The 20596-nt window shown below is 66.1% G+C and carries 24 protein-coding genes; 17 read left to right on the top strand and 7 right to left on the bottom strand.

Going from position 1 to position 20596, the window contains the following annotated elements; all coding sequences use genetic code 11:
• Window positions 1-91 precede the first annotated feature (91 nt).
• The 7 genes from QX073_RS18340 to QX073_RS18310 all read left to right on the top strand — a co-directional run bounded on the left by QX073_RS18340 (window position 92) and on the right by QX073_RS18310 (window position 6259).
• Window positions 92-886, top strand: a complete 795-nt coding sequence (locus QX073_RS18340; RefSeq protein WP_315713364.1) for a thymidylate synthase — start codon at window positions 92-94, stop codon at window positions 884-886.
• A 3-nt stretch (window positions 887-889) separates the two neighbouring features.
• The gene (locus QX073_RS18335; RefSeq protein ID WP_315752477.1) at window positions 890-1375 is read left to right on the top strand and encodes a GNAT family N-acetyltransferase; all 486 of its coding nucleotides are present in this window, start codon (window positions 890-892) and stop codon (window positions 1373-1375) included.
• Window positions 1372-1884 (top strand): dihydrofolate reductase, encoded by a 513-nt coding sequence (locus QX073_RS18330; RefSeq protein ID WP_315752478.1) that lies wholly within the window; start codon window positions 1372-1374, stop codon window positions 1882-1884. Before QX073_RS18335 ends, QX073_RS18330 begins: the two co-directional genes overlap by 4 nt.
• Before the next feature lie 250 nt (window positions 1885-2134).
• The gene (gene hflK, locus QX073_RS18325) at window positions 2135-3262 is read left to right on the top strand and encodes an FtsH protease activity modulator HflK (RefSeq protein WP_315713361.1); all 1128 of its coding nucleotides are present in this window, start codon (window positions 2135-2137) and stop codon (window positions 3260-3262) included.
• The gene (gene hflC, locus QX073_RS18320) at window positions 3259-4197 is read left to right on the top strand and encodes a protease modulator HflC (protein ID WP_316226136.1); all 939 of its coding nucleotides are present in this window, start codon (window positions 3259-3261) and stop codon (window positions 4195-4197) included. Before hflK ends, hflC begins: the two co-directional genes overlap by 4 nt.
• A 120-nt stretch (window positions 4198-4317) precedes the next feature.
• On the top strand, window positions 4318-4524 hold the full coding sequence (locus tag QX073_RS18315; protein ID WP_315713359.1) for a DUF2065 domain-containing protein: 207 nt from the start codon (window positions 4318-4320) through the stop codon (window positions 4522-4524).
• A 232-nt stretch (window positions 4525-4756) separates the two neighbouring features.
• On the top strand, window positions 4757-6259 hold the full coding sequence (locus QX073_RS18310) for a Do family serine endopeptidase (RefSeq protein ID WP_315752480.1): 1503 nt from the start codon (window positions 4757-4759) through the stop codon (window positions 6257-6259).
• An 884-nt stretch (window positions 6260-7143) separates the two neighbouring features.
• Here the strand turns inward: QX073_RS18310 and arsH are convergent.
• The 6 genes from arsH to QX073_RS18280 all read right to left on the bottom strand — a co-directional run bounded on the left by arsH (window position 7144) and on the right by QX073_RS18280 (window position 10746).
• The gene (arsH, locus tag QX073_RS18305; RefSeq protein ID WP_315769259.1) at window positions 7144-7845 is read right to left on the bottom strand and encodes an arsenical resistance protein ArsH; all 702 of its coding nucleotides are present in this window, start codon (window positions 7843-7845) and stop codon (window positions 7144-7146) included.
• Window positions 7846-7923: 78 nt separating this feature from the next.
• Window positions 7924-8439 carry a heme-binding protein gene (locus tag QX073_RS18300; RefSeq protein ID WP_315752734.1) on the bottom strand — a complete coding sequence of 172 codons (516 nt, stop codon included), beginning with the start codon at window positions 8437-8439 and terminating at the stop codon, window positions 7924-7926.
• Complete coding sequence (locus tag QX073_RS18295; protein ID WP_315713355.1) at window positions 8424-8660, bottom strand: thioredoxin family protein; 237 nt, start codon at window positions 8658-8660, stop codon at window positions 8424-8426. The genes QX073_RS18300 and QX073_RS18295 overlap by 16 nt, the downstream gene beginning before the upstream one ends.
• 16 nt (window positions 8661-8676) lie before the next feature.
• Entirely contained in the window at window positions 8677-9729 is a 1053-nt protein-coding gene (locus QX073_RS18290) for a permease (protein WP_315769109.1), read from the bottom strand.
• A complete protein-coding gene (locus QX073_RS18285) occupies window positions 9726-10022 on the bottom strand; it encodes a metalloregulator ArsR/SmtB family transcription factor (protein WP_316226135.1) in 297 nt (98 codons plus the stop codon). The genes QX073_RS18290 and QX073_RS18285 overlap by 4 nt, the downstream gene beginning before the upstream one ends.
• Before the next feature lie 454 nt (window positions 10023-10476).
• On the bottom strand, window positions 10477-10746 hold the full coding sequence (locus QX073_RS18280; protein WP_315769108.1) for a hypothetical protein: 270 nt from the start codon (window positions 10744-10746) through the stop codon (window positions 10477-10479).
• Between the two features lie 14 nt (window positions 10747-10760).
• Between QX073_RS18280 and QX073_RS18275 the strand changes: the two genes are divergently transcribed.
• A complete protein-coding gene (locus tag QX073_RS18275) occupies window positions 10761-10922 on the top strand; it encodes a hypothetical protein (protein WP_315769106.1) in 162 nt (53 codons plus the stop codon).
• Between the two features lie 304 nt (window positions 10923-11226).
• On the opposite strand, the gene serB is transcribed toward QX073_RS18275, so the two are convergent.
• Window positions 11227-12117 (bottom strand): phosphoserine phosphatase SerB, encoded by an 891-nt coding sequence (gene serB / locus QX073_RS18270; protein ID WP_315752739.1) that lies wholly within the window; start codon window positions 12115-12117, stop codon window positions 11227-11229.
• Between the two features lie 3 nt (window positions 12118-12120).
• On the opposite strand from serB, the gene miaA reads away from it, so the two are divergent.
• The 9 genes from miaA to ilvC all read left to right on the top strand — a co-directional run bounded on the left by miaA (window position 12121) and on the right by ilvC (window position 20554).
• Window positions 12121-13047 carry a tRNA (adenosine(37)-N6)-dimethylallyltransferase MiaA gene (gene miaA / locus QX073_RS18265; RefSeq protein WP_316226134.1) on the top strand — a complete coding sequence of 309 codons (927 nt, stop codon included), beginning with the start codon at window positions 12121-12123 and terminating at the stop codon, window positions 13045-13047.
• 33 nt (window positions 13048-13080) lie between these two features.
• Window positions 13081-13338: a FitA-like ribbon-helix-helix domain-containing protein gene (locus QX073_RS18260; protein WP_315713349.1), complete on the top strand. Its 258-nt coding sequence runs from the start codon at window positions 13081-13083 to the stop codon at window positions 13336-13338.
• A complete protein-coding gene (locus tag QX073_RS18255; protein ID WP_315713348.1) occupies window positions 13335-13763 on the top strand; it encodes a PIN domain-containing protein in 429 nt (142 codons plus the stop codon). Before QX073_RS18260 ends, QX073_RS18255 begins: the two co-directional genes overlap by 4 nt.
• Window positions 13764-14167: 404 nt before the next feature.
• Entirely contained in the window at window positions 14168-15937 is a 1770-nt protein-coding gene (locus QX073_RS18250) for an acetolactate synthase 3 large subunit (protein WP_315713347.1), read from the top strand.
• A gap of 215 nt (window positions 15938-16152) precedes the next feature.
• Entirely contained in the window at window positions 16153-17136 is a 984-nt protein-coding gene (locus QX073_RS18245) for a threonine dehydratase (RefSeq protein WP_316201757.1), read from the top strand.
• Between the two features lie 175 nt (window positions 17137-17311).
• Complete coding sequence (gene ilvN / locus QX073_RS18240; RefSeq protein ID WP_315713345.1) at window positions 17312-17854, top strand: acetolactate synthase small subunit; 543 nt, start codon at window positions 17312-17314, stop codon at window positions 17852-17854.
• Window positions 17855-17857: 3 nt separating this feature from the next.
• On the top strand, window positions 17858-18547 hold the full coding sequence (locus QX073_RS18235; RefSeq protein WP_316192847.1) for a class I SAM-dependent methyltransferase: 690 nt from the start codon (window positions 17858-17860) through the stop codon (window positions 18545-18547).
• Window positions 18548-18781: 234 nt separating this feature from the next.
• Window positions 18782-19384: a LysE family translocator gene (locus QX073_RS18230; RefSeq protein ID WP_316226133.1), complete on the top strand. Its 603-nt coding sequence runs from the start codon at window positions 18782-18784 to the stop codon at window positions 19382-19384.
• Window positions 19385-19534: 150 nt separating this feature from the next.
• Window positions 19535-20554 carry a ketol-acid reductoisomerase gene (gene ilvC / locus QX073_RS18225; protein WP_315713342.1) on the top strand — a complete coding sequence of 340 codons (1020 nt, stop codon included), beginning with the start codon at window positions 19535-19537 and terminating at the stop codon, window positions 20552-20554.
• The last annotated feature ends 42 nt before the right edge of the window (window positions 20555-20596 follow it).

Raw genomic sequence — 20596 nt, 5'->3', positions numbered from 1 at the left:
ATAATTGGCGGCCGGGCCGAGTCGAGGCTAGGGCCGGGCGATCCCTGTCGTTAAATTCGCCGCCTTCTGCGAAAGGCCGCCAGCGCGCACCATGCACCAGTATCACGACCTGCTCGAACGCATCCTGTCCGACGGCGCTGAGAAGCACGACCGCACCGGCACCGGCACGCTGTCGGTGTTCGGCCACCAGATGCGCTTCAACCTTGCGGCCGGCTTTCCGCTGGTGACCACCAAGCGGCTGCCGCTCAAGGCGATCGTGCACGAGCTGCTGTGGTTCCTGAAGGGCGACACCAACATCAAATATCTGCACGACAACGGTGTCACCATCTGGGACGAGTGGGCCGACGCCAATGGCGATCTCGGCCCCGTCTACGGCTATCAGTGGCGCTCGTGGCCGACGCCGGACGGCGGTCATATCGACCAGATCACGAACGTGATCGACATGATCAGGCGCAATCCGGATTCGCGCCGGCTGATCGTGACGGCCTGGAACCCGGCCGACGTCGAGAAGATGGCGCTGCCGCCGTGCCACTGCCTGTTCCAGTTCTATGTCGTGAACGGCAGATTGTCGTGCCAGCTCTACCAGCGCTCGGCCGACGTCTTCCTCGGCGTGCCCTTCAACATCGCATCCTATGCGCTGCTGACGATGATGGCGGCGCAGGTGACGGGATTGAAGCCCGGCGAATTCGTGCACTCCTTCGGCGACGTGCATCTCTATTCCAACCATATCGAGCAGGCGCGCCTGCAGCTCACGCGCGCTCCCCGTCCGCTGCCGACCATGACGCTCAATCCGGACGTCAAGGACATCTTCGGCTTCCGCTACGAGGACTTCGCACTCGCCGGCTACGATCCGCATCCGCATATCAAGGCCGAGGTCGCGGTCTGACGCATGCCGGTTTCGATCCGTAGCGCCCGGCCTGACGACATCGGAAGCGTATTCGCGCTGATCCGGGACCTCGCCGACTACGAGAAGCTATCGCACGAGGTCGACGCGAGCGAGGCCGACATCGCCGGCGCGCTGTTCTGTGAGCACCCGACGCTGTTCTGCGATCTCGCCGAATGGAACGGCGCGGTGGCGGGCTTCGCGGTCTGGTTCGTCAACTTCTCCACGTTTGCCGGCAAGCCAGGGATCTATATCGAAGACCTGTTCGTGCGGCCGGCGTTTCGCCGCAATGGCATCGGCCAGGCCTTGCTCGGTCACCTTGCGCGGACCTGCGTCGAAAAGGGCTGGGCGCGGCTGCAATGGTCGGTGCTCGACTGGAATGCTCCTTCCATCACTTTCTACAAATCGCTCGGCGCCGAGCTCATGGACGAGTGGACGCTATGCAAGGTGACCGGCGAAGCGCTGGCTCAACTGGCGGAGAGGGCGCCGTGATCGAGATCGTGCTGATCGTCGCGGTCGCCGACAACGGCATCATCGGCGCCGCCGGTGCGATCCCGTGGCGGCAGAAGAGCGACATGCAGCGCTTCAAGGCGATGACCATGGGCCGCCCGATCGTGATGGGCCGCAAGACCTTCGTCTCGTTTCCGCGCCGGCCGCTGCCGGGCCGCACCAACATCGTCGTCACCCGCGATGCCGAGTTTCGCGCGCCGGGCGCGATCGTGACCCATACCGTCGATGAAGCGCTCGGCATCGCGCGTGGTGATGCGCTGCGGCGTTCAGCCGCGGAGATCGCGGTCATCGGAGGCACCGAGCTCTTTGCTGCGACGATGCCGGTCGCCGACCGGCTGGAGATCACCGAGGTGCATGCGAGCCCGCCTGGCGATACCGTGTTTCCGGCGATCGACCCGGCCCAATGGGAAGAGGTGGCGCGGGAGCGCCATGCCTCGGGGCCCGACGATCAGGCCGAATTCTCCTACGTCACCTATCGCCGGCGGCGGTGAGCGTTTCGCCGGTCGGATCGACGCGACGGCCCCCTCAAGACCATCCGTTAATGATGAAGTCGCGCAGTTTGGCCGCGTGGCGGAGCTGAGGCCGCGGCAAACCGGCGCTTCCGGCCCTGTTTACATTGACAAAACCCGGTTCGGGCTTAGCTGGAGCGCTACGTTGTAAGGGGCGGGGCCGTCCCTTATAACCCGGCGACCGTCGGGGCCGGCGTTGGTGTACACTCAGCCTCTCGGAGGAGATCGATCGATGGCGTGGAAGAATCAGGGCGGAGGCCCGTGGGGTCAGGGTCCGAAGGGGCCCTGGGGCTCGGGACCGCAACCGGTCGGTCCAAGGCCGCCCGACCTGGAAGATCTTCTGCGGCGCGGCCAGGACCGGCTGCAGCAGTTCGTGCCGGGCGGCGGTTTCGGCACTGCGGGCGTGCTCCTGATCGTGCTCGGCGCCATCATCATCTGGCTCGCCTCCGGCATCTACCGCGTGCAGTCCGAGGAGCTCGGCGTCGTGCTGCGCTTCGGCAAATATGTCCGTGATGAGCAGCCGGGCCTGCGCTATCACCTGCCTTACCCGATCGAGACCGTGCTGCTGCCCAAGGCGCTGCGCGTCAACTCGATCTCGATCGGCATCACCGCCAATGACGATCCCGGCCGGCGCGGCCGCGGCGGTCGCGATGTCCCCGAGGAAAGCCTGATGCTGACCGGCGACGAGAACATCGTCGACGTCGACGTCACCGTGCTCTGGCGCATCAAGCCGAAGGGCGCGGCCGACTTCCTGTTCAACATCCAGAACCCCGAGGGCACCGTGAAGGCGGTGGCCGAGAGCGCGATGCGCGAGGTGATCGGCCGCTCCAACATCCAGCCGATCCTCACCGGTGCCCGCACCGTGATCGAGCAGAACGTGCAGGAACTGATGCAGAAGACGCTCGACAATTACGGCTCCGGAATCCAGATCACCCAGGTGCAGATGCAGAAGGTCGATCCGCCGGCCCAGGTGATCGAGGCATTCCGCGACGTCCAGGCGGCGCGTGCCGACCTCGAGCGTCTCCAGAACGAAGCCCAGACCTATGCCAACAAGGTGGTGCCGGATGCGCGCGGTCGTGCCGCGCAGATCCTGCAGGTCGCCGAGGGCTACAAGGAGCAGGCGATCGCCGAGGCCAAGGGCCAGAGCGCGCGCTTCCTCAAGGTCTATGACGAGTACAAGAAGGCGCCCGACGTGACCCGCGAACGGATCTATCTCGAGACCATGGAGCGCGTGCTCGGTGGCTCGGAGAAGCTCGTGCTCGACAGCGGCGCCACCGGCGGCCCCGTGCCGCTGCTGCCGCTCGGCGATCTCTTGCCGCGCCGTCCGGCGCCGGCCGCTCAGCAGGGAGGCGTCCGATGAGGTCCCCCGTTGCAGGCATCGTCGCGCTCGTCGTCGTGCTCGTGCTCGTCGTCATCGGCTACAGCTCGCTGTTCACCGTGAACCAGACCGAGCAGGCGCTGGTGGTGCGGTTCGGCAAGCCGGTCGACGTCGTCACGGAGCCCGGTCTGAACTTCAAGGCACCGTTCATCGACAACGTGATCTCGATCGACAAGCGCATCCTCGACCTCGAGAACCCCTCGCAGGAGGTGATCGCGTTCGACCAGAAGCGGCTCGTGGTCGACGCCTTCGCGCGCTACAAGATCAAGAACGCGCTGCAGTTCTACCAGAGCGTCGGTTCGATCCAGACCGCCAACGTCCAGCTCGGCACGCTGCTGAACGCCGCGCTGCGCCGCGTGCTCGGCGAGGTCACCTTCACGCAAGTCGTGCGCGACGAGCGCGAGGCGCTGATGCGCAAGATCCGCGATCAGCTCGACAAGGAGGCCGACGCCTATGGCATCCAGGTGGTGGACGTCCGCATCCGCCGCGCCGACCTGCCGGAGGCCAACAGCCAGGCGGTGTACAACCGGATGAAGACCGAGCGGCAGCGCGAGGCCGAGGAGTTCCGGGCGCTCGGCGGCCAGAAGGCCCAGGAGATCAGGTCCAAGGCCGATCGCGAGGCCACCGTGATCGTCGCCGAGGCCAACTCGCAGGCGGAGCAGACCCGCGGCGCCGGCGATGCCGAACGCAACCGGCTGTTCGCCGAGGCCTACAGCAAGGACCGCGACTTCTTCGCTTTCTACCGCTCGATGGCGGCGTATGAGAACGGTCTGAAATCCGGCGACACCCGCTTCCTGCTGCGGCCCGATTCGGAGTTCTTCCGCTACTTCGCCAACCCCTCGGGGAAGCCGGCGGGGGAGACGCCGTCCACCGCCAGCTCGACGGCGGCCGTCGCGGTGCCGGCGCCCAAGCCCTGATGGCGCCTGCCTCGATGCCGGGGCCGTTGATCGGGGCGAATAAGAGTTGACATGGAGGGGGCGAAGCCGTTGCTTCGCCCCGTTACATATCAAGAAGATCGAACGGGAGGTCCGGGTCCGATGAGGTCCATTGCGTTTTCCGATTTCCTCATCGGATTAGGTATCCTGTTCGTGCTCGAAGGCCTGTTGTTCGCGGCCAGTCCGGAGTGGATGCGGCGGGCCATGAAGACCGCGATGACCACGCCCGACAACGTGCTGCGCGCAGTCGGCATCGGCTCGGCGGTGGCCGGCCTGGTCCTGATCTGGGTGATCCGGCGGCCGATCTGAGCGGTGGATTGTCGTGCGTTTGCGTGCCCCGTCGCACAGGAACGAGGCGCGACCGCTGCAATGACGGTCTGCTGCCCGGCCAACGCCATTGTGAGGCGATGGCTGCGCCATTTTGCCGTATTAGGTCGCCCTCAATGATGAATCTGCGGTCCGATCCGGCGTGCTTGCGTCCCCCGCCGGTTCCGGCGCACTGTAACAGTTGAATTTGCCGACTTTTCTGGAGATCCGCCCGATGACCGCAACCCTTGCTTTCAGCCGTCGACTGCGCCCGATCCTGACCGCGGCGGTCCTTGCCGCGGGCTGGGCGCTCGCGCCGGCCCCGGCCTCGGCGCGGGGGCCGGAGGGGATCGCCGATGTCGCCGAAAAGGTGATCGACGCCGTCGTCAACATCTCGACCTCGCAAACTGTCGAGCCCAAGGGCGGCTCGTCCGAGGGGCGGAACGCCAATCCGCAGGTGCCGCCCGGCTCGCCGTTCGAGGAGTTCTTCGACGATTTCTTCAAGAACCGCCGCGGCGGTCCGGGCGGCCGGGGCGGTGCCGACAACTCGCCGCGCCGCACCAACTCGCTGGGCTCGGGCTTCATCGTCGACGACTCGGGCGTTGTCGTCACCAACAACCACGTCATTGCCGATGCCGATGAGATCAACGTGATCCTCAACGACGGCACCAAGATCAAGGCCGAGCTGGTCGGCGTCGACAAGAAGACCGACCTTGCGGTGCTCAAGTTCAAGCCGCCGCGGCCGCTGACGGTGGTCAAGTTCGGCGACTCCGACAAGCTGCGGCTGGGCGACTGGGTGGTCGCGATCGGCAACCCGTTCAGTCTCGGCGGCACCGTCACCGCCGGCATCGTCTCGGCCAAGAACCGCGACATCTCGTCGGGGCCCTATGACAGCTACATCCAGACCGACGCCGCCATCAACCGCGGTAATTCCGGCGGCCCGCTGTTCAACCTCGAGGGCGAGGTCATCGGCGTCAACACGCTGATCATCTCGCCGTCGGGCGGCTCGATCGGCATCGGCTTCGCGGTGCCCTCGAAGACCGTGGCCGGCGTCGTCGACCAGTTGCGCCAGTTCGGCGAGCTGCGCCGCGGCTGGCTCGGCGTGCGCATCCAGGGCGTCACCGACGAGATCGCGGAGAGCCTCAACATCAAGCCGGCGCGCGGCGCGCTGGTCGCCGGCGTCGACGACAAGGGACCGGCCAAGCCGGCCGGCATCGAGCCGGGCGACGTCGTCGTCAAGTTCGACGGCCATGACATCAAGGAGCCGAAGGACCTGTCGCGCATCGTCGCCGACACCGCCGTCGGCAAGGAGGTCGACGTCATCGTCATCCGCAAGGGCCAGGAGCAGACGCTCAAGGTCAAGCTCGGCCGGCTCGAGGACACCGAGAAGGTGCAGCAGGCGGCGATCAAGAAGGACGAGCCGGCCGAGAAGCCGGTGACCCAGAAGGCGCTCGGGCTCGATCTCGCCGCGTTGTCGAAGGACCTGCGCGCCCGCTACAAGATCAAGGACAGCGTCAAGGGCGTCGTCGTCACCGGTGTTGACCAGGCCTCCGACGCCGCCGAGAAGCGGCTGTCGGCCGGCGACGTCATCGTCGAGGTCGCCCAGGAGGCGGTGACCTCGGGCGCCGATATCAAGAAGCGCGTCGACCAGCTCAAGAAGGACGGCAAGAAGTCGGTGCTGCTGCTCGTCTCCAACGCCGACGGCGAGCTGCGCTTCGTGGCGTTGAGCCTGCAGTAGGGCACGATGCAGTAGGGTGGGCAAAGGCGCGCCGTGAGGTGCGCCTGCTAAGGCGCTCTCTCCCGCGCCGCGCCCACCCATCCGGCTCCGAGCTCGCGGCACGGTGGTGGGCACGCTGCGCCTGCGGGCGCTGCTTTGCCCACCCTGCGGCAGCTCCACACTCCGCTGTCGTCCCGGCCTCGAGCCGGGACCATAGCCCCCAGGGAGCAGTTTGGGGCGGGCTGATCATTGGCTGTTTGCTCGTCACGACGGCCGCGGCGTATGGATCCCGGATCGGCGCCCCGACGCGCTGGCGCGCGCCGTGGCTTGTCCGGGACGACGACGGTTCGCAAGGCGAATTCACGGCTCAAACAGCGATCGACATAGCTTTGCAGTCTCGCGGCGCATCGCGCCCGAGGCCTGCGATCAGTTCGTCCCTCGCGAGAATGCAGAGGGCGCAGGGAATGCCGGGTGAAGGCCTCACCCATGGCCCGCCTGCGAAAAAAAATGCAGGCGGCAGGTACCACAGGCAAAGCCGATTCAACCGGCATTCCCTGCGCGACGGTCTTCACGCTTATACGCAGTCTCCCTGGTGCGCCGGGCTTGTTGGCCACCATTGTCCGCGCGGCGCTTCAGCGCCGTCGCGAACGTGACACCAGCATCGGGGTGTCAGGACGCTGCGACTTCACGTCCGCAAGCGATCGTTCGTCCGCGCCCTCGTGAGAAGACGCTGCGATCTCTCGCGGCCATCGCTCCCCGCCTCGCGTGTCGTGACGATCGCGCGCAACGCCCCTCCGCAGTGAGGCGGGATGCGCGGATACAATCATGAATTCCGTAAATACGCAAGGTAATTATTTTTATCAGAAGTTGGTGGCCGCCATCCGCGAACTCCCGGGAGCGCCGGCTCAGAGCGATCGCTGGTTGACCCGCTGCGACAGCGCCTCGGCATTCTCCTTGCGCTCGGAATAGCGGTCGACCAGATAGTCGGCGCGGTCGCGCGTCAGCAGCGTGAACTTGACCAGCTCTTCCATCACGTCGACGAGGCGATCGTAATAGGGGGACGGCTTCATGCGGTCCGCGTCGTCGAACTCCGCGAAGGCCTTGGGCACCGAGGACTGGTTCGGAATGGTGATCAGGCGCATCCAGCGGCCGAGCACCCGAAGCTGATTGACCGCGTTGAACGACTGCGAGCCGCCAGAAACCTGCATCACCGCCAGCGTCTTGCCCTGCGTCGGCCGGACGGCGCCGAGCGACAGCGGGATCCAGTCGATCTGGGTCTTGATCACACCGGTCATCGCGCCGTGCCGCTCCGGCGAGCACCACACCATGCCTTCGCACCAGGTCACGAGATCGCGCAGCTCGCGGACCTTCGGATGGTCCGGCTCGGCGTCGTCGACCAGCGGCAAGCCGCGCGGATCGAAAGTCCGAGTCTCCGCGCCGAAGCGCACGAGAATGCGCGCCGCTTCCTCGGTCAGCAGCCGGCTGAACGAGCGTTGCCGGAGCGATCCGTAGAGCAGCAGGATTCGCGGAGGGTGGGAGGAGAGCGCAGGCTCCAGCAGCTTCGCGCGGTCGATGGCACGGAATGAGGTTTCGTCCAATTGAGGCATCGTGTCAGACAACGCGGTATCCTCCGGCAAAATGATCGGCGTTGGCCGTCCTCGTTCGCGATACGCCGGTACAAGCGCTCAGAACGCGATGTCCGCAGCGACGGCTTCGATGCCGGCCTTCGCGCAGATGTCGTCGTTGTCGCCTCCGGGCGCGCCGGATACGCCGATCGCTCCGACCTGCTGGCCAGCGGCCTCTATTGGCATGCCGCCGCCGACCATGACAACGCCGGGAACGTTGACGATGGCCCGCTCCGCGGCGTCCGGTCGTGCCAGCCGGGCTGCGAGCGTGCTCGTCGCCTCGCGCCAGCTCGCGGCCGTCCTCGCCTTGCCCGTCGCGGCCTCAAGGGTATGCCAGCCGGCGAAACGGTCGCGCAGGGTGACCAGCGCGAGCCCCGACGGATCGCTCACGGTCACGGCAGCCTGCCAGCCGCGTTTGCGGCACTCCGCGAGCGCCGCCTGTGCCGCTTTGAGCGCCGTGTCCGGCGCGATGATGCGCCGCGTCCACGTCGGTTCGTCGGCGCGCGCCACGACAGCCGGGCCGAGCAGGAGGACCGCTGCGAGCAGCGGACGCAACGCCATCACGCCGACAGCCATTTCGCCATGTCCTCGGCCTTCGGCAGCCCGCCCGCATGGACGACTTTGCCGTCGATCACCACGCCCGGCGTCGAGGCGATGCCGAACCGGGCGATGTCGGCGAAGTCCGTGATCTTTTCCAGCTCGATCTCGATGCCGAGCTTGCTTGCTTCAGAGGAGGCCATTGCTGCGGTCTGAACACAGCGCTTGCAGCCGGAGCCGAGAATCTTGACGTTCTTCATGGGGCTTGTCCTTTCATCAGAACAGGGCGTTGAAGAGATAGCCGACGGCGACGATGCCGGCGGCGACGACGCCCGCGAAGACAGCGATCAGCCGGAGCGTCAGCACCTTGCGCAGAATGAGCATCTCGGGAAACGAAAGCGCGATGACGCTCATCATGAAGGCGAGCACCGTTCCCAGCGCCGCACCCTTGCCGAGCAGCGCCTCGACGACCGGAATGATGCCCGCAGCGTTGGCGTACATCGGCACGCCGATCAGCACCACGGCCGGCACGGACCACCATTGGTCCTTGCCCATGATCGAGGCGAGCAGGTCGTTCGGGACATAGCCGTGAATGAATGCGCCCGCCGCGATGCCAATGATGATCCATGCCCAGACGCGGCCGACGATGTCGCGCACCGCATCGATCCCGGCCCGGATCCGATCGGCGGCGGTCGGCGAATCCGGCTGCAGATCCGCCTGTCCCGCGCGCACGTTGCGAACCCATGCCTCGAGCCAGCCTTCGAGATGCAGGCGTCCGATGATCCATCCCGCCACGATCGCGACCGCCAGGCCGAAGGCCAGATAGATCGCGGCGATCCTCCAGCCGACCAGCGCGAACAGCAGGCCGAGCGCGACCTCGTTCACCATTGGCGCCGCGATCAGGAACGAGAAGGTCACGCCGAGTGGGACGCCAGCCGAGACGAAGCCGACGAAGAGCGGCACCGCCGAGCACGAGCAGAAGGGAGTGAATACGCCGAGGATCGCAGCCGCGACATTGCCGAGGCCCTCGCGCTTGCCGGCGAGCAATGCGCGAGTTCGCTCGGCTGAAAAAAAGCTGCGCACGACGCCCATGCCGAACACGACCAGCGTCATCAGCATCAGGACCTTGGGCGCGTCGAACACGAAGAACCGCGCGGCTTCTTCCAGATGGCTGTCGCGGGACACCGGCAGCGACGATACCAGCCATGCCGAGAACGCTTCCAGCTGCCAGTAGACCGCGAACCACAATGCGATCGCAGCTGCCGTCGCGATGATCCAGATCACAGCCGATGCCGACCCGTCAGGATAGGTCGAAGCTTCGGTTTTCATGCTGCACTCCTGTTCGGCTCAGGCATGGCCGCCATGACGGCGTCGAGGATGGCGCGGCGATCGGACGTCAGGTCAGGGCTCAGCCGATACCGGACCCACTGGGCGTCACGCCGGTCGATGACGAGACCGGCGGCCTTGAGGGCGGACATGTGCCGGCTCATGCGCGATGCGCTGGCTCGGAGCTGCCGCATGAGCTCGCAGACGCAGTGCTCGCCGCCGTCCCAAAGGATGCGCAGGGCGGCGAGACGAGTCGGCTCGGCCAGAGCGGCGAGCAGCGGGACGGGATCGGACATGGCGGCAATATATTCGTATTTTCGTATTTGCGCAATAGCGCATATAATGATTGCGGATGTGCGATTTGACCGGCAATCGGCGCGGCGCGTGGCGTCAGGCTGATAATGGCTGGTGATGCGTGGCCCGCGCGGCGACGCCCTGCGAGATCCCGGTTGGGAAATCGGGCGAGCCGGCTGGCGTCGGGTCAATTCACGCGCAGGATGGTCTTGCCGCCGGCGGCCGGAATGTGACTGTGCGGCTGGGCTCGACGACGCGGCCGCCGCGCCGGGTACGGAGGCGGAGAGCGTTGGCGTCGAAGACCCAATAGGTGCAGCGGGCCGGGCGTCTGGGCTGCCCGGCGCGGATGTCCGGGATCTTTACCACGCGCGACGCCACGCGTTATCTCGAACAGGGAGCGCGGCCTCGCTCGGCGAGACGCGCGCTACCTATCCGACGATGGGTTGCCCGCGTTGCCTAGTTGCGGACGCTGCCCACGGTGATCGGAGCGACGAGCGCAGCGCTGCGGTGGTGCTGGGTGAGCACGGCGAGCTGGTGCGGCGAGGCGGCGCTGTCGGCATTCACCGCAATGGTCTGCTGCGCGGCGGATGCACCGACGACGGAGAGTTGGTGCGGGGTGGCCGGCAGCGCGCCGACTTCGTAGCTCGGCAGCTCGCCGGCAACGGCGGCGCCGCTCAGCAGCGCGAGGGCAAGAAGAGAGCCGGGAATGATGTGCTTGATGGTCATCGGGAGGTCCTTCTGTGACGATGATCGATTGCATGGCCTGCAATCGCTTTCGCTTCCTTGGACACTCCCTAGCGTTGTCAGCTTTATATGCGCTGCAGCATGATTTGACAATTCATGGATTGGTGATGCGGTTAAAATGGCAGTTCGCGTCCCGCCTTGATGCGGAAGGCGAATGATCTGATTTGCGATCTGAAATGAGATTGGAATGGAGTTGCGTGCGAGTGCGCTGGATTGAAACAAAATCCTGATGATGCGCTGATCGAGAGCCCATGAAGGCAGGGCTTTGGTAACGGCTTTGCTTGGGCGGCGATTCGCACAGGAGCAATGCGATTGCGATCTTCGAGCGTTCGCAAAACCGCTGCCCTCGCAATGACGGGATCGCGGCTGCCCATGAACGCGTCCTCTCTCACAACCAGGGGAGGGCGCTGTATTGCGCAAAGGCTCGCGCGGCTATTGGCCTGCCGCGCGGCCGCAGTCTCGTCAGTCGACGAACTGATCGCGCGTGTAGCCCTGGGCATAGAGCAGGGCGGTGAGGTCGCCGTGGTCGATGCGGGCCGAGGCTGCGGCCGAGACCGCAGGCTTGGCGTGATAGGCGACGCCGAGACCGGCCGCCTCGATCATGCCGAGGTCGTTGGCGCCGTCGCCGACCGCCAGGGTGTCGATCTCGTCGAGATCGAACGCCTCGCGCAGCTCGATCAGGGTGGCGAGCTTGGCGTCGCGGCCGATGATCGGCTCGCGCACCTCGCCCGTGAGCTTGCCGCCATCGATGATGAGCTCGTTGGCGCGGTTCTCCTGGAAGCCGATCTTGGCCGCGATGGCGCTGGTGAACAGCGTGAAGCCGCCGGAGATCAGGCAGGTATAGGCGCCGTTGGCGCGCATGGTCATCACCAGATGACGGCCGCCCGGCGTCAGCTTGATGCGCTTGGTCAGGACTTCGTCGACGACGCTCACCGGCAGGTCCTTCAGCAATGCGACGCGTTCGCGCAACGCCGGCTCGAACGCGATCTCGCCGCGCATGGCGCGCTCGGTGATGGCGGCGACGCGCGGCTTCAGCCCGGCGAAATCGGCGAGTTCGTCGATGCATTCCTGCCCGATCATGGTGCTGTCCATGTCGGCGAGGAAAAGCTTCTTGCGCCTGACGGCTTCCGCCTGCACGACGATGTCGATCGGCATGTCGCCGCGCAGGTCGCGCAGACGCGCCTCGAGCTTGTGGACCTCGCCGTCGTGGGCGAAGGGGATGTCGATCGCGACCTCGTCGAACAGCCAGCGCGGCGTGCCCGGCGAGGGCAGAACGGCCAGGAAGGCCTCCACGATCGTGGTATCAAGCGCGGGATCGGCGGGATTGCAGATGAAGGTGGCGACGAGAGACATCAGGTGACTTTGCCAGGGATCAACAAAGCGGTGCTTATCGCAGGGCCGACCGCCAGCGGCAAGTCGGCGCTGGCGATGGAACTTGCGCAAAAAGCGGGCGGGGTCGTCATCAACACCGATTCCATGCAGGTCTACCGCGATCTGAGGGTGCTGACGGCAAGGCCGACCTGCGACGAAGAGGCCACCGTGCCGCACCGGCTCTACGGCCATGTCGATGCCAGCGTGAACTACTCGGCCGGCCATTATGTCCGGGATGCCGCGGAGATCCTGAGCGAGGTGCAACGGGCCGGGCGGCTGCCGATCTTTATCGGTGGCACTGGCCTGTATTTCAAGGCGCTGACATCAGGGCTGTCCGCGGTGCCGCCCGTGCCGGACGAGGTGCGCAACGCGGTGCGTCTCAGGCTCGATCGCGACGGCGTCGAGGCCTTGCATGCCGAGCTGGCGCGACGCGATCCGGCGGCGGCCGCGCGGCTGAACGTCCGCGACCGCGCCCGCGTGGCCCGGGCGCTGGAGGTGATCGAGGCGACGGGTCGGCCATTGGCCGACTGGCATGCCGAGGCCACTCCGCCGCTGCTGCCGGAGGGCAGCTATCGGGCGCTGTTCATCGCTCCGGAGCGCGAGGCGCTCTACGCGCGGATCGATGCACGGTTCGATCTGATGCTGGAGCGCGGTGCGCTGCAAGAGGTCGAGCGGCTGGCCGCGCGCGGCCTCGATCCGCTGCTGCCGGCGATGAAGGCCCACGGCGTGCCGGCGCTGATCCGCTATATCAGAGGGGAGATCACGCGGGAGGAGGCGGCCGCCATCGGCAAGGCCGACACCCGCCATTATGCCAAGCGGCAGTTCACCTGGTTTCGGCACCAACTGCCGGAGTTCGAGTGGATGAGCCCGGAGGCGGCGCGGGAGGGGATGGCAGCATTGAAAGATTTTTGATATCGTGATATCAATTAGATGGAGGCTCTTCTGATGGCTGACATCCTGATCCGCAAAGTGGACGACGCGACCAAGGAGCTGTTGCGACTTCGCGCCGAACGCCGTGGCAAGAGCTTGGAGGCTGACCTGAGGGAGACGTTGGAAAAGCTTGCTCGTGAGGAAGCGGAGTCGCCCGACGATATAGCGCCGTTTGGCAGCTGGCTCTTTGCCATCACGAGGCCGGGCGTCGACCTTGATGAGGAGCTCAAACTGCTCCGCGCCGCTCCGATCCGGTCGGTCGATTTCGAATGATCCTGCTCGATACCAACGTCATCTCAGAGGTGTTGAAGCTGGCGCCAGCGATGCAAGTGATCCGCTGGCTCGACGTCAACTTTGCGAATGCCGCGATATCGAGCATCACCATTCTCGAACTCGGCGCGGGTGTTGCGATGCTCGACGACGGACGGCGGAAAGACAGCCTCCAGAACGCGATCAGCCGGACGATCCGTCGCTTCGGAAGCCGGGTTTATGCATTCGACGCTGCCGCCGCCCAGGCCGCTGTTCAGCTGGTTGCAATAGCGCGAGCGCGCGGGTTGCCGCTGCAACAGATCCCGACGAAGCTCGCTGATCTGCAGATCGCCGGTATCGCGTCCGCCTATGGTCTTGACCTCGCAACGCGAAATGCTGGCGATTTCGCTGGGCTCGGGCTCTCGCTGATCAACCCTTGGAACCCCTAAGTCCGCGCGAGCGGTAGGCCCTTTGCGGCAGCGCTGGCCAAATTACCGCTCGCCGAACGGAAAATTCCGCGTTAACATCGCAAAATCGCGCTGACGGGCCGGCTTTGCCTTGACATTGGGGCATCGCCGGCTATGTTTCGCGCAACCTTTGGGAAGCTCGCTCGGCATCATGCGCAACTTTATTTCCATCCTCCTTATCGCCGTCGTACCCAGGCGCACCGCCGGGGATGGCTAGCGGCCATCCAAATTCCGAGCGGTGCGCAGGGCCTTCCAGGGCCCTTTTTTATTGCCTGGAAGCCAGCGATCCGACCGAAACGACCCTGACCCAAGTGACCAAAACCGACTGACCAAGACCGACTGACCAAGACCGACCAGCCGCTGACAGAAGCGATCCGGAGCCCACCATGACCGACAAGAGCCACGATCCGAACCAGATGACCGGCGCCGCGATGATCGTGCGCGCGCTCATCGACCACGGCGTGCAGCACCTCTTCGGCTATCCCGGCGGTGCGGTGCTTCCGATCTATGACGAGATCTTCCAGCAGAGCGAGGTCGAGCACATCCTGGTCCGCCACGAGCAGGGCGCCGGCCACGCCGCCGAAGGCTATGCGCGCTCGACCGGCAGGCCGGGCGTCGTGCTGGTGACCTCCGGCCCCGGCGCCACCAACATGGTGACGCCGCTGGCGGACGCGCTGATGGATTCGATCCCGCTGGTCTGCATCACCGGCCAGGTGCCGACGCATCTGATCGGCAACGATGCCTTCCAGGAATGCGACACGGTCGGCATCACCCGGCCCTGCACCAAGCACAACTGGCTGGTCCGCAACGTCAACGATCTCGCCAAGGTGCTGCACGAGGCGTTCTATGTCGCGACCACGGGCCGTCCGGGGCCGGTCGTCGTCGACGTGCCGAAGGACGTGCAGTTCGCGACCGGCACCTATCATCCGCCACGCAAGTCCGACGTCCACATCTCCTATTCGCCGCGCGTGAAGGGCGACGCGATGCAGATCCGCAAAGCCGTGGCGCTGCTGGCGGGCGCCAAGCGGCCGGTGATCTATTCCGGCGGCGGCGTCATCAATTCGGGGCCGGAGGCCTCGCGGCTGCTGCGCGAGCTGGTCGAGGTCACGGGCTTCCCGATCACCTCGACGCTGATGGGATTGGGCGCCTATCCGGCGTCGGGCACCAATTGGCTCGGCATGCTCGGCATGCACGGCACCTACGAGGCCAACATGGCGATGCATGATTGCGACGTCATGCTGTGCGTCGGCGCGCGCTTCGATGACCGCATCACCGGGCGCACCGATGCGTTCTCGCCCGGCTCGAAGAAGATCCACATCGACATCGATCCGTCCTCGATCAACAAGAACATCCGCGTCGACGTGCCGATCATCGGCGATTGCGGCGACGTGCTCGCCGACATCCTGCAGGTGTTCAGGGCCGAGGCGAAGAAGCCCGACATCAAGTCGTGGTGGCAGGAGATCGCCGTCTGGCGCGCGCGCAACTCGCTGGCCTACCGGCCGAACCGCGACGTCATCATGCCGCAATATGCGATCCAGCGGCTGTTCGAGCTGACGCGCGGCCGCGACACCTACATCACGACCGAGGTCGGCCAGCACCAGATGTGGGCGGCGCAGTTCTACGGCTTCGAGGAACCGCACCGCTGGATGACCTCGGGCGGTCTCGGCACCATGGGCTACGGCCTGCCGGCCGCGATCGGCGTCCAGGTCGCCCATCCCGACAGCCTCGTCATCGACATCGGCGGCGACGCCTCGGTGCAGATGACGATGCAGGAGATGTCGACGGCCGTGCAGTACGAGCTGCCGGTCAAGATCTTCATCCTCAACAACCAGTACATGGGCATGGTGCGGCAGTGGCAGCAGCTGCTGCACGGCAACCGCCTGTCGCACTCCTACTCGGAGGCGCTGCCGGACTTCGTCAAACTGGCCGAGGCCTATGGCGGCGTCGGATTGCAGGTGAGCAAGCCCGGCGACCTCGACGGCGCGATCAAGGAGATGATCTCGGTCAAGAAGCCGGTGCTGTTCGACTGCCGCGTCGCGGCGCTCGAAAACTGCTTCCCGATGATCCCGTCGGGCAAGGCGCATAACGAGATGATCCTGCCGGCGGAAGCGAGCGATCCGGCCGCGGCGTTCGCGGGCGGCAAGGCGCTGGTGTGAGTCTGATAGGTTTGATGGTGCGGTGATGGCACGCGCGTCCGGCAGTCTCTCTCTTAACCTCTCCCCGCTTGCGGGGAGAGGTCGACGCGCAGCGTCGGGTGAGGGGGACTCTCCACGCAGTCGGCCTCGCGGAGAATCCCCCTCTCCCCGCAAGCGGGGCGAGGGAGCTCATCTGCTTGCGCGGCCGCATTGTGCCCATGCGTCAGGGAGTTCTCATGTTCACCCTCGCTGAGCTCGAAGCCGCCCACGCCATCGTCGGCGCCGCGGTGCCGGCGACGCCGGCGCATGCGTGGCCGTTGCTGGCGCAGCGGCTGGGGACCGGGGTCGTCGTGAAGCACGAGAACCACACGCCGGCCGGCGCCTTCAAGGTGCGCGGCGGACTGGTCTATGTCGACAACCTCAAGCGCACGCGGCCGGACGTCCGCGGCCTGATCACCGCGACGCGCGGCAATCATGGCCAGAGCGTCGCGTTTGCCGGCCGTCGCAACGGCCTGCCGGTGACGATCTACGTGCCGCGTGGCAACTCGGTCGAGAAGAACCGCGCGATGGCGGCGTTCGGCGCCGAGCTGATCGAGCACGGCAGCGACTTCCAGGAGGCGCGCGAGGAGGCCGGCCGCCATGCGGCGCGCGACGGCCTGCACATGGTGCCGTCGTTCCATCGCGATCTCGTGCGCGGCGTCGCGACCTACGCGCTGGAGCTGTTCCGCACGGCGCCCGACCTCGATGTGCTCTACGTCTCGATCGGGCAGGGCTCCGGCATCTGCGGCTGCATCCTTGCGCGCGATCTCTTGGGTTTGAAGACCGAGATCGTCGGCGTGCAGTCGACCGAGGCGCCGTCCTACGCGCTGTCGTTCGCTGCGCGGACGGTGGTGACGACCAACAGCGCCGACACCCACGCCGATGGTCTCGCGACGCGCAGCCCGGATGCGGATGCGCTCGCCATCATCCTGAAAGGCGCCTCGCGCATCGTGCAGGTCGGCGACGCCGAGATCGCCGAGGCCGTGCGCATTCTCTGGACCGACACCCACAATCTCGCCGAAGGTGCCGGCGCGGCACCGCTTGCGGCGGCCTTGCAGGAAAAGGGCAGGCTCGCCGGCAAGCGCGTCGGCCTGGTGCTCACGGGCGGCAACATCGATCTCGACCTGTTCAGGCGCTGGGTGCTGCCGGCGGCCACGCATGCCGAAGCGGGGGCCGCATGAGGAGCTCGCAACTCGCCACAAACACCGCTGTCATGCCCGGGCTTGACCCAGGCATCCACGAACCGCGCGCTCGACGCTCGACGTGGAGGGCCGGGAGCGCAGACAAGTTTACGCAGTCTGCGCAAGGCAGACTGCTATGCCCGGCCATGACGGTTGAACTATCACGGGGACACCAATGAACCAGCCAGCGTCAGCCTATTTCCTCGAAGACCGTCACGATCCGAACGAGACGCACACGCTGGCGGTGCTGGTGCAGAACGAGCCGGGCGTGCTCGCGCGCGTCATCGGCCTGTTCTCGGGCCGCGGCTACAACATCGAGAGCCTCACCGTCTCCGAGACCGAGAGCCAGAAGCACCTCTCGCGCATCACCATCGTCACCACCGGCACGCCGATGGTGATCCAGCAGATCAAGCACCAGCTCGACCGCATGATCCCGGTCTACCGCGTCGTCGACATGACGCTGACCAAGCGCGCGATCGAGCGCGAGCTCGCGATGGTCAAGGTGCGCGGCACCGGCGAGCCGCGGGTCGAGGCGCTGCGGCTGGCGGATGCGTTCCGCGCCCGGGTGATCGACGCCACGACGGAAAGCTTCGTGTTCGAGATCACAGGCAATACCGACAAGATCACGCAATTCATCGATCTGATGCGTCCGCTCGGCCTGGTGGAAGTCGCCAGGACCGGCATTGCGGCGATCGGGCGGGGATCGGAAGGGATGTGAGCCATGCTGGCGCGCGACTGGTACTACAACGAACGCAACCGGATCGGGCTCGATCATGCCGTCGCCTCGATCTACGGCTCGGGCGATGATGCCGACGAGCGCGCGCGCGCTGCTCTGAAGATGCTCGGCGTCAAGCCGGGCTGGCGGGTGGCGGACATCGGCTGCGGCAACGGCGTGCTGGCGACCGAGGCGGCGCTGCTGGGCGCCGTCGTCGACGCCATCGACATCTCGCCGGCGATGCTGGCGCTGACCCGGATCTACACCCGCGACCGCCGTACCGCGGTGCGGATGCATTCGGCGGGGCTGCTGTCGTTCGCCTATGAGCCGAACTCGTATGACCTGATCGCCAGCGAGTTCACGCTGCATCATCTGCCGGACTTCTGGAAGGCGGTGGCGCTGGCGCGCATCTTCGCGGCGCTGAAGCCGGGCGCGCAGTTCTTCCTGCGCGACATCGTCTATGTCAGCATGCCCGACGGCGTCGAGCGCTCGGTCGAGCAGTGGGCGGATTTCAACATCAAGAACCACGACCTCGCCCGCGACAGCGTCATCACCCACATGCGCGACGAGAACTCGACCTTCGCCTGGGTGATGGAGCGCATGCTGGCCGAGGTCGGCTTCGTCACGGTCTCCGCCGACTACCATGCGCCGATGCACGCGACGTACGTGCTGCAGAAGCCGGCGGGGCAGGGCTGAACGAGCGGTGTTGATGTTTGCGCGAGATGGTGAGGTGGCCCCGCTGCCACCCTCCCCTGGAGGGGGAGGGTCGGTTCACATCGCGCGAAGCGGCGATGTGAACCGGGGTGGGGTGATGCCTCCACGCGCGAGCTGTGCCTGGGGCCCACCCCACCCCGATCGCGCATTGCATGCGCGATCGACCCTCCCCCTCCAGGGGAGGGTGAAGAGTCCCCGTATCGTGGGAGCGTCCTGATGTCCCAGCAGCTCCTCATCGCCTTTGTCACCTTCGCCTTCGTGATGGCGTTCACGCCCGGGCCGAACAACATCATGCTGCTGTCGTCGGGCGTGACCCATGGCTTCCGCCGCACGGTGCCGCACATGATGGGCGTCAGCTTCGGCTTCGCCTTCATGGTCGGCGCGGTCGGCTTCGGCCTCGCGACGGTGTTCATCCGCTATCCCCTGCTGCAGGACGTGCTGAAATATCTCGGCGCGGCCTATCTGATCTACCTCGCGGTCGCCATCGCCTTGTCAGGATCGGCCGAGCCTGACGACGCCAAGCCGCGCGGCCCGATGTCGTTCTGGGGCGCGGCGCTGTTCCAATGGGTCAACGCCAAGGGCTGGGTGATGGTGATCAGCACCATCACCGCCTATGCCGCGATCGCGCGCTTTCCGGCCAACGTGGCGCTGCAGGTCGCGATCAGCTTCGTGATGGCGGTCGCCTCGACCATCACCTGGACGCTGTTCGGCACGGCCTTGCGGCCGCTGCTCAGCTCCGAACGCGCGGTCCGCGGCTTCAACATCCTGATGGCGGTGCTGCTGCTGGCCTCGCTCTATCCCGTGTTCATGGACGCATGAGGGATCGGGCCGCCATGCGAGATCGGGGTTTCCAAGCAGGCCCAAAATGCTCTAGACACGGGCCGGATTTCGTCCGGGCGCAGCCGCCCGTGCCTCACCCAAGCGTCTGACTTTCCAGCCAATTCCGGCCATCTCAAAGAGGAAACGACAATGCGTGTCTACTACGATCGCGACGCCGATCTGAACCTGATCAAGGGCAAGAAGGTCGTCATCGTCGGCTATGGCAGCCAGGGCCATGCCCACGCGCTCAACCTGAAGGATTCCGGCGTCAAGGACGTCGCGATCGCGCTGCGCAAGGGCTCGGCCTCCGCCAAGAAGGCCGAAGGCGCCGGCTTCAAGGTGATGGAAGTCGCCGAGGCCGCGAAGTGGGCCGACCTCGTGATGATGCTGACGCCGGACGAGCTGCAGGGCGACATCTACCGCGAGCACCTGCACGACAACATGAAGCAGGGCGCCGCGCTGGTGTTCGCGCACGGCCTCAACGTCCACTTCAACCTGCTGGACCCGCGCGCCGATCTCGACGTGCTGATGATCGCGCCGAAGGGCCCCGGCCATACCGTCCGCTCGGAGTACCAGCGCGGCGGCGGCGTGCCCTGCCTGATCGCGATCGCCAAGGACTCCTCGGGCAATGCCCATGACCTCGGCCTGTCCTACGCCTCGGCGATCGGCGGCGGCCGCGCCGGCATCATCGAGACCACGTTCAAGGAAGAGTGCGAGACCGACCTGTTCGGCGAACAGGCGGTGCTGTGCGGCGGCCTGGTCGAGCTGATCAAGGCCGGCTACGAGACGCTGACCGAGGCCGGCTACGCGCCGGAGATGGCCTATTTCGAGTGCCTGCACGAGGTCAAGCTGATCGTCGACCTGATCTATGAAGGCGGCATCGCCAACATGAACTACTCGATCTCCAACACCGCCGAATACGGCGAGTACGTCACCGGCCCGCGCATCATCACGCCGGAGACCAAGGCCGAGATGAAGCGCGTGCTCGACGACATCCAGTCAGGCCGCTTCGCGCGCGACTGGATGCTGGAGAACAAGGTCAACCAGACCTCGTTCAAGGCGACCCGGGCCAAGCTTGCCCAGCACCCGATCGAGGAAGTCGGCGCCCGCCTGCGCGACATGATGCCCTGGATCAAGAAGGGCGCGCTGGTCGACAAGTCGAAGAACTGAGGTCTTGCGGCGAAACCGAGAAATGAAAACGGCGGGCAGAGG

This window comes from Bradyrhizobium sp. SZCCHNS3052, from assembly GCF_032484495.1.
Classification (GTDB): domain Bacteria; phylum Pseudomonadota; class Alphaproteobacteria; order Rhizobiales; family Xanthobacteraceae; genus Bradyrhizobium.
Note: the sequence above shows the minus strand (reverse complement) of the source record. Positions and strands in the feature narration are given on the sequence as shown.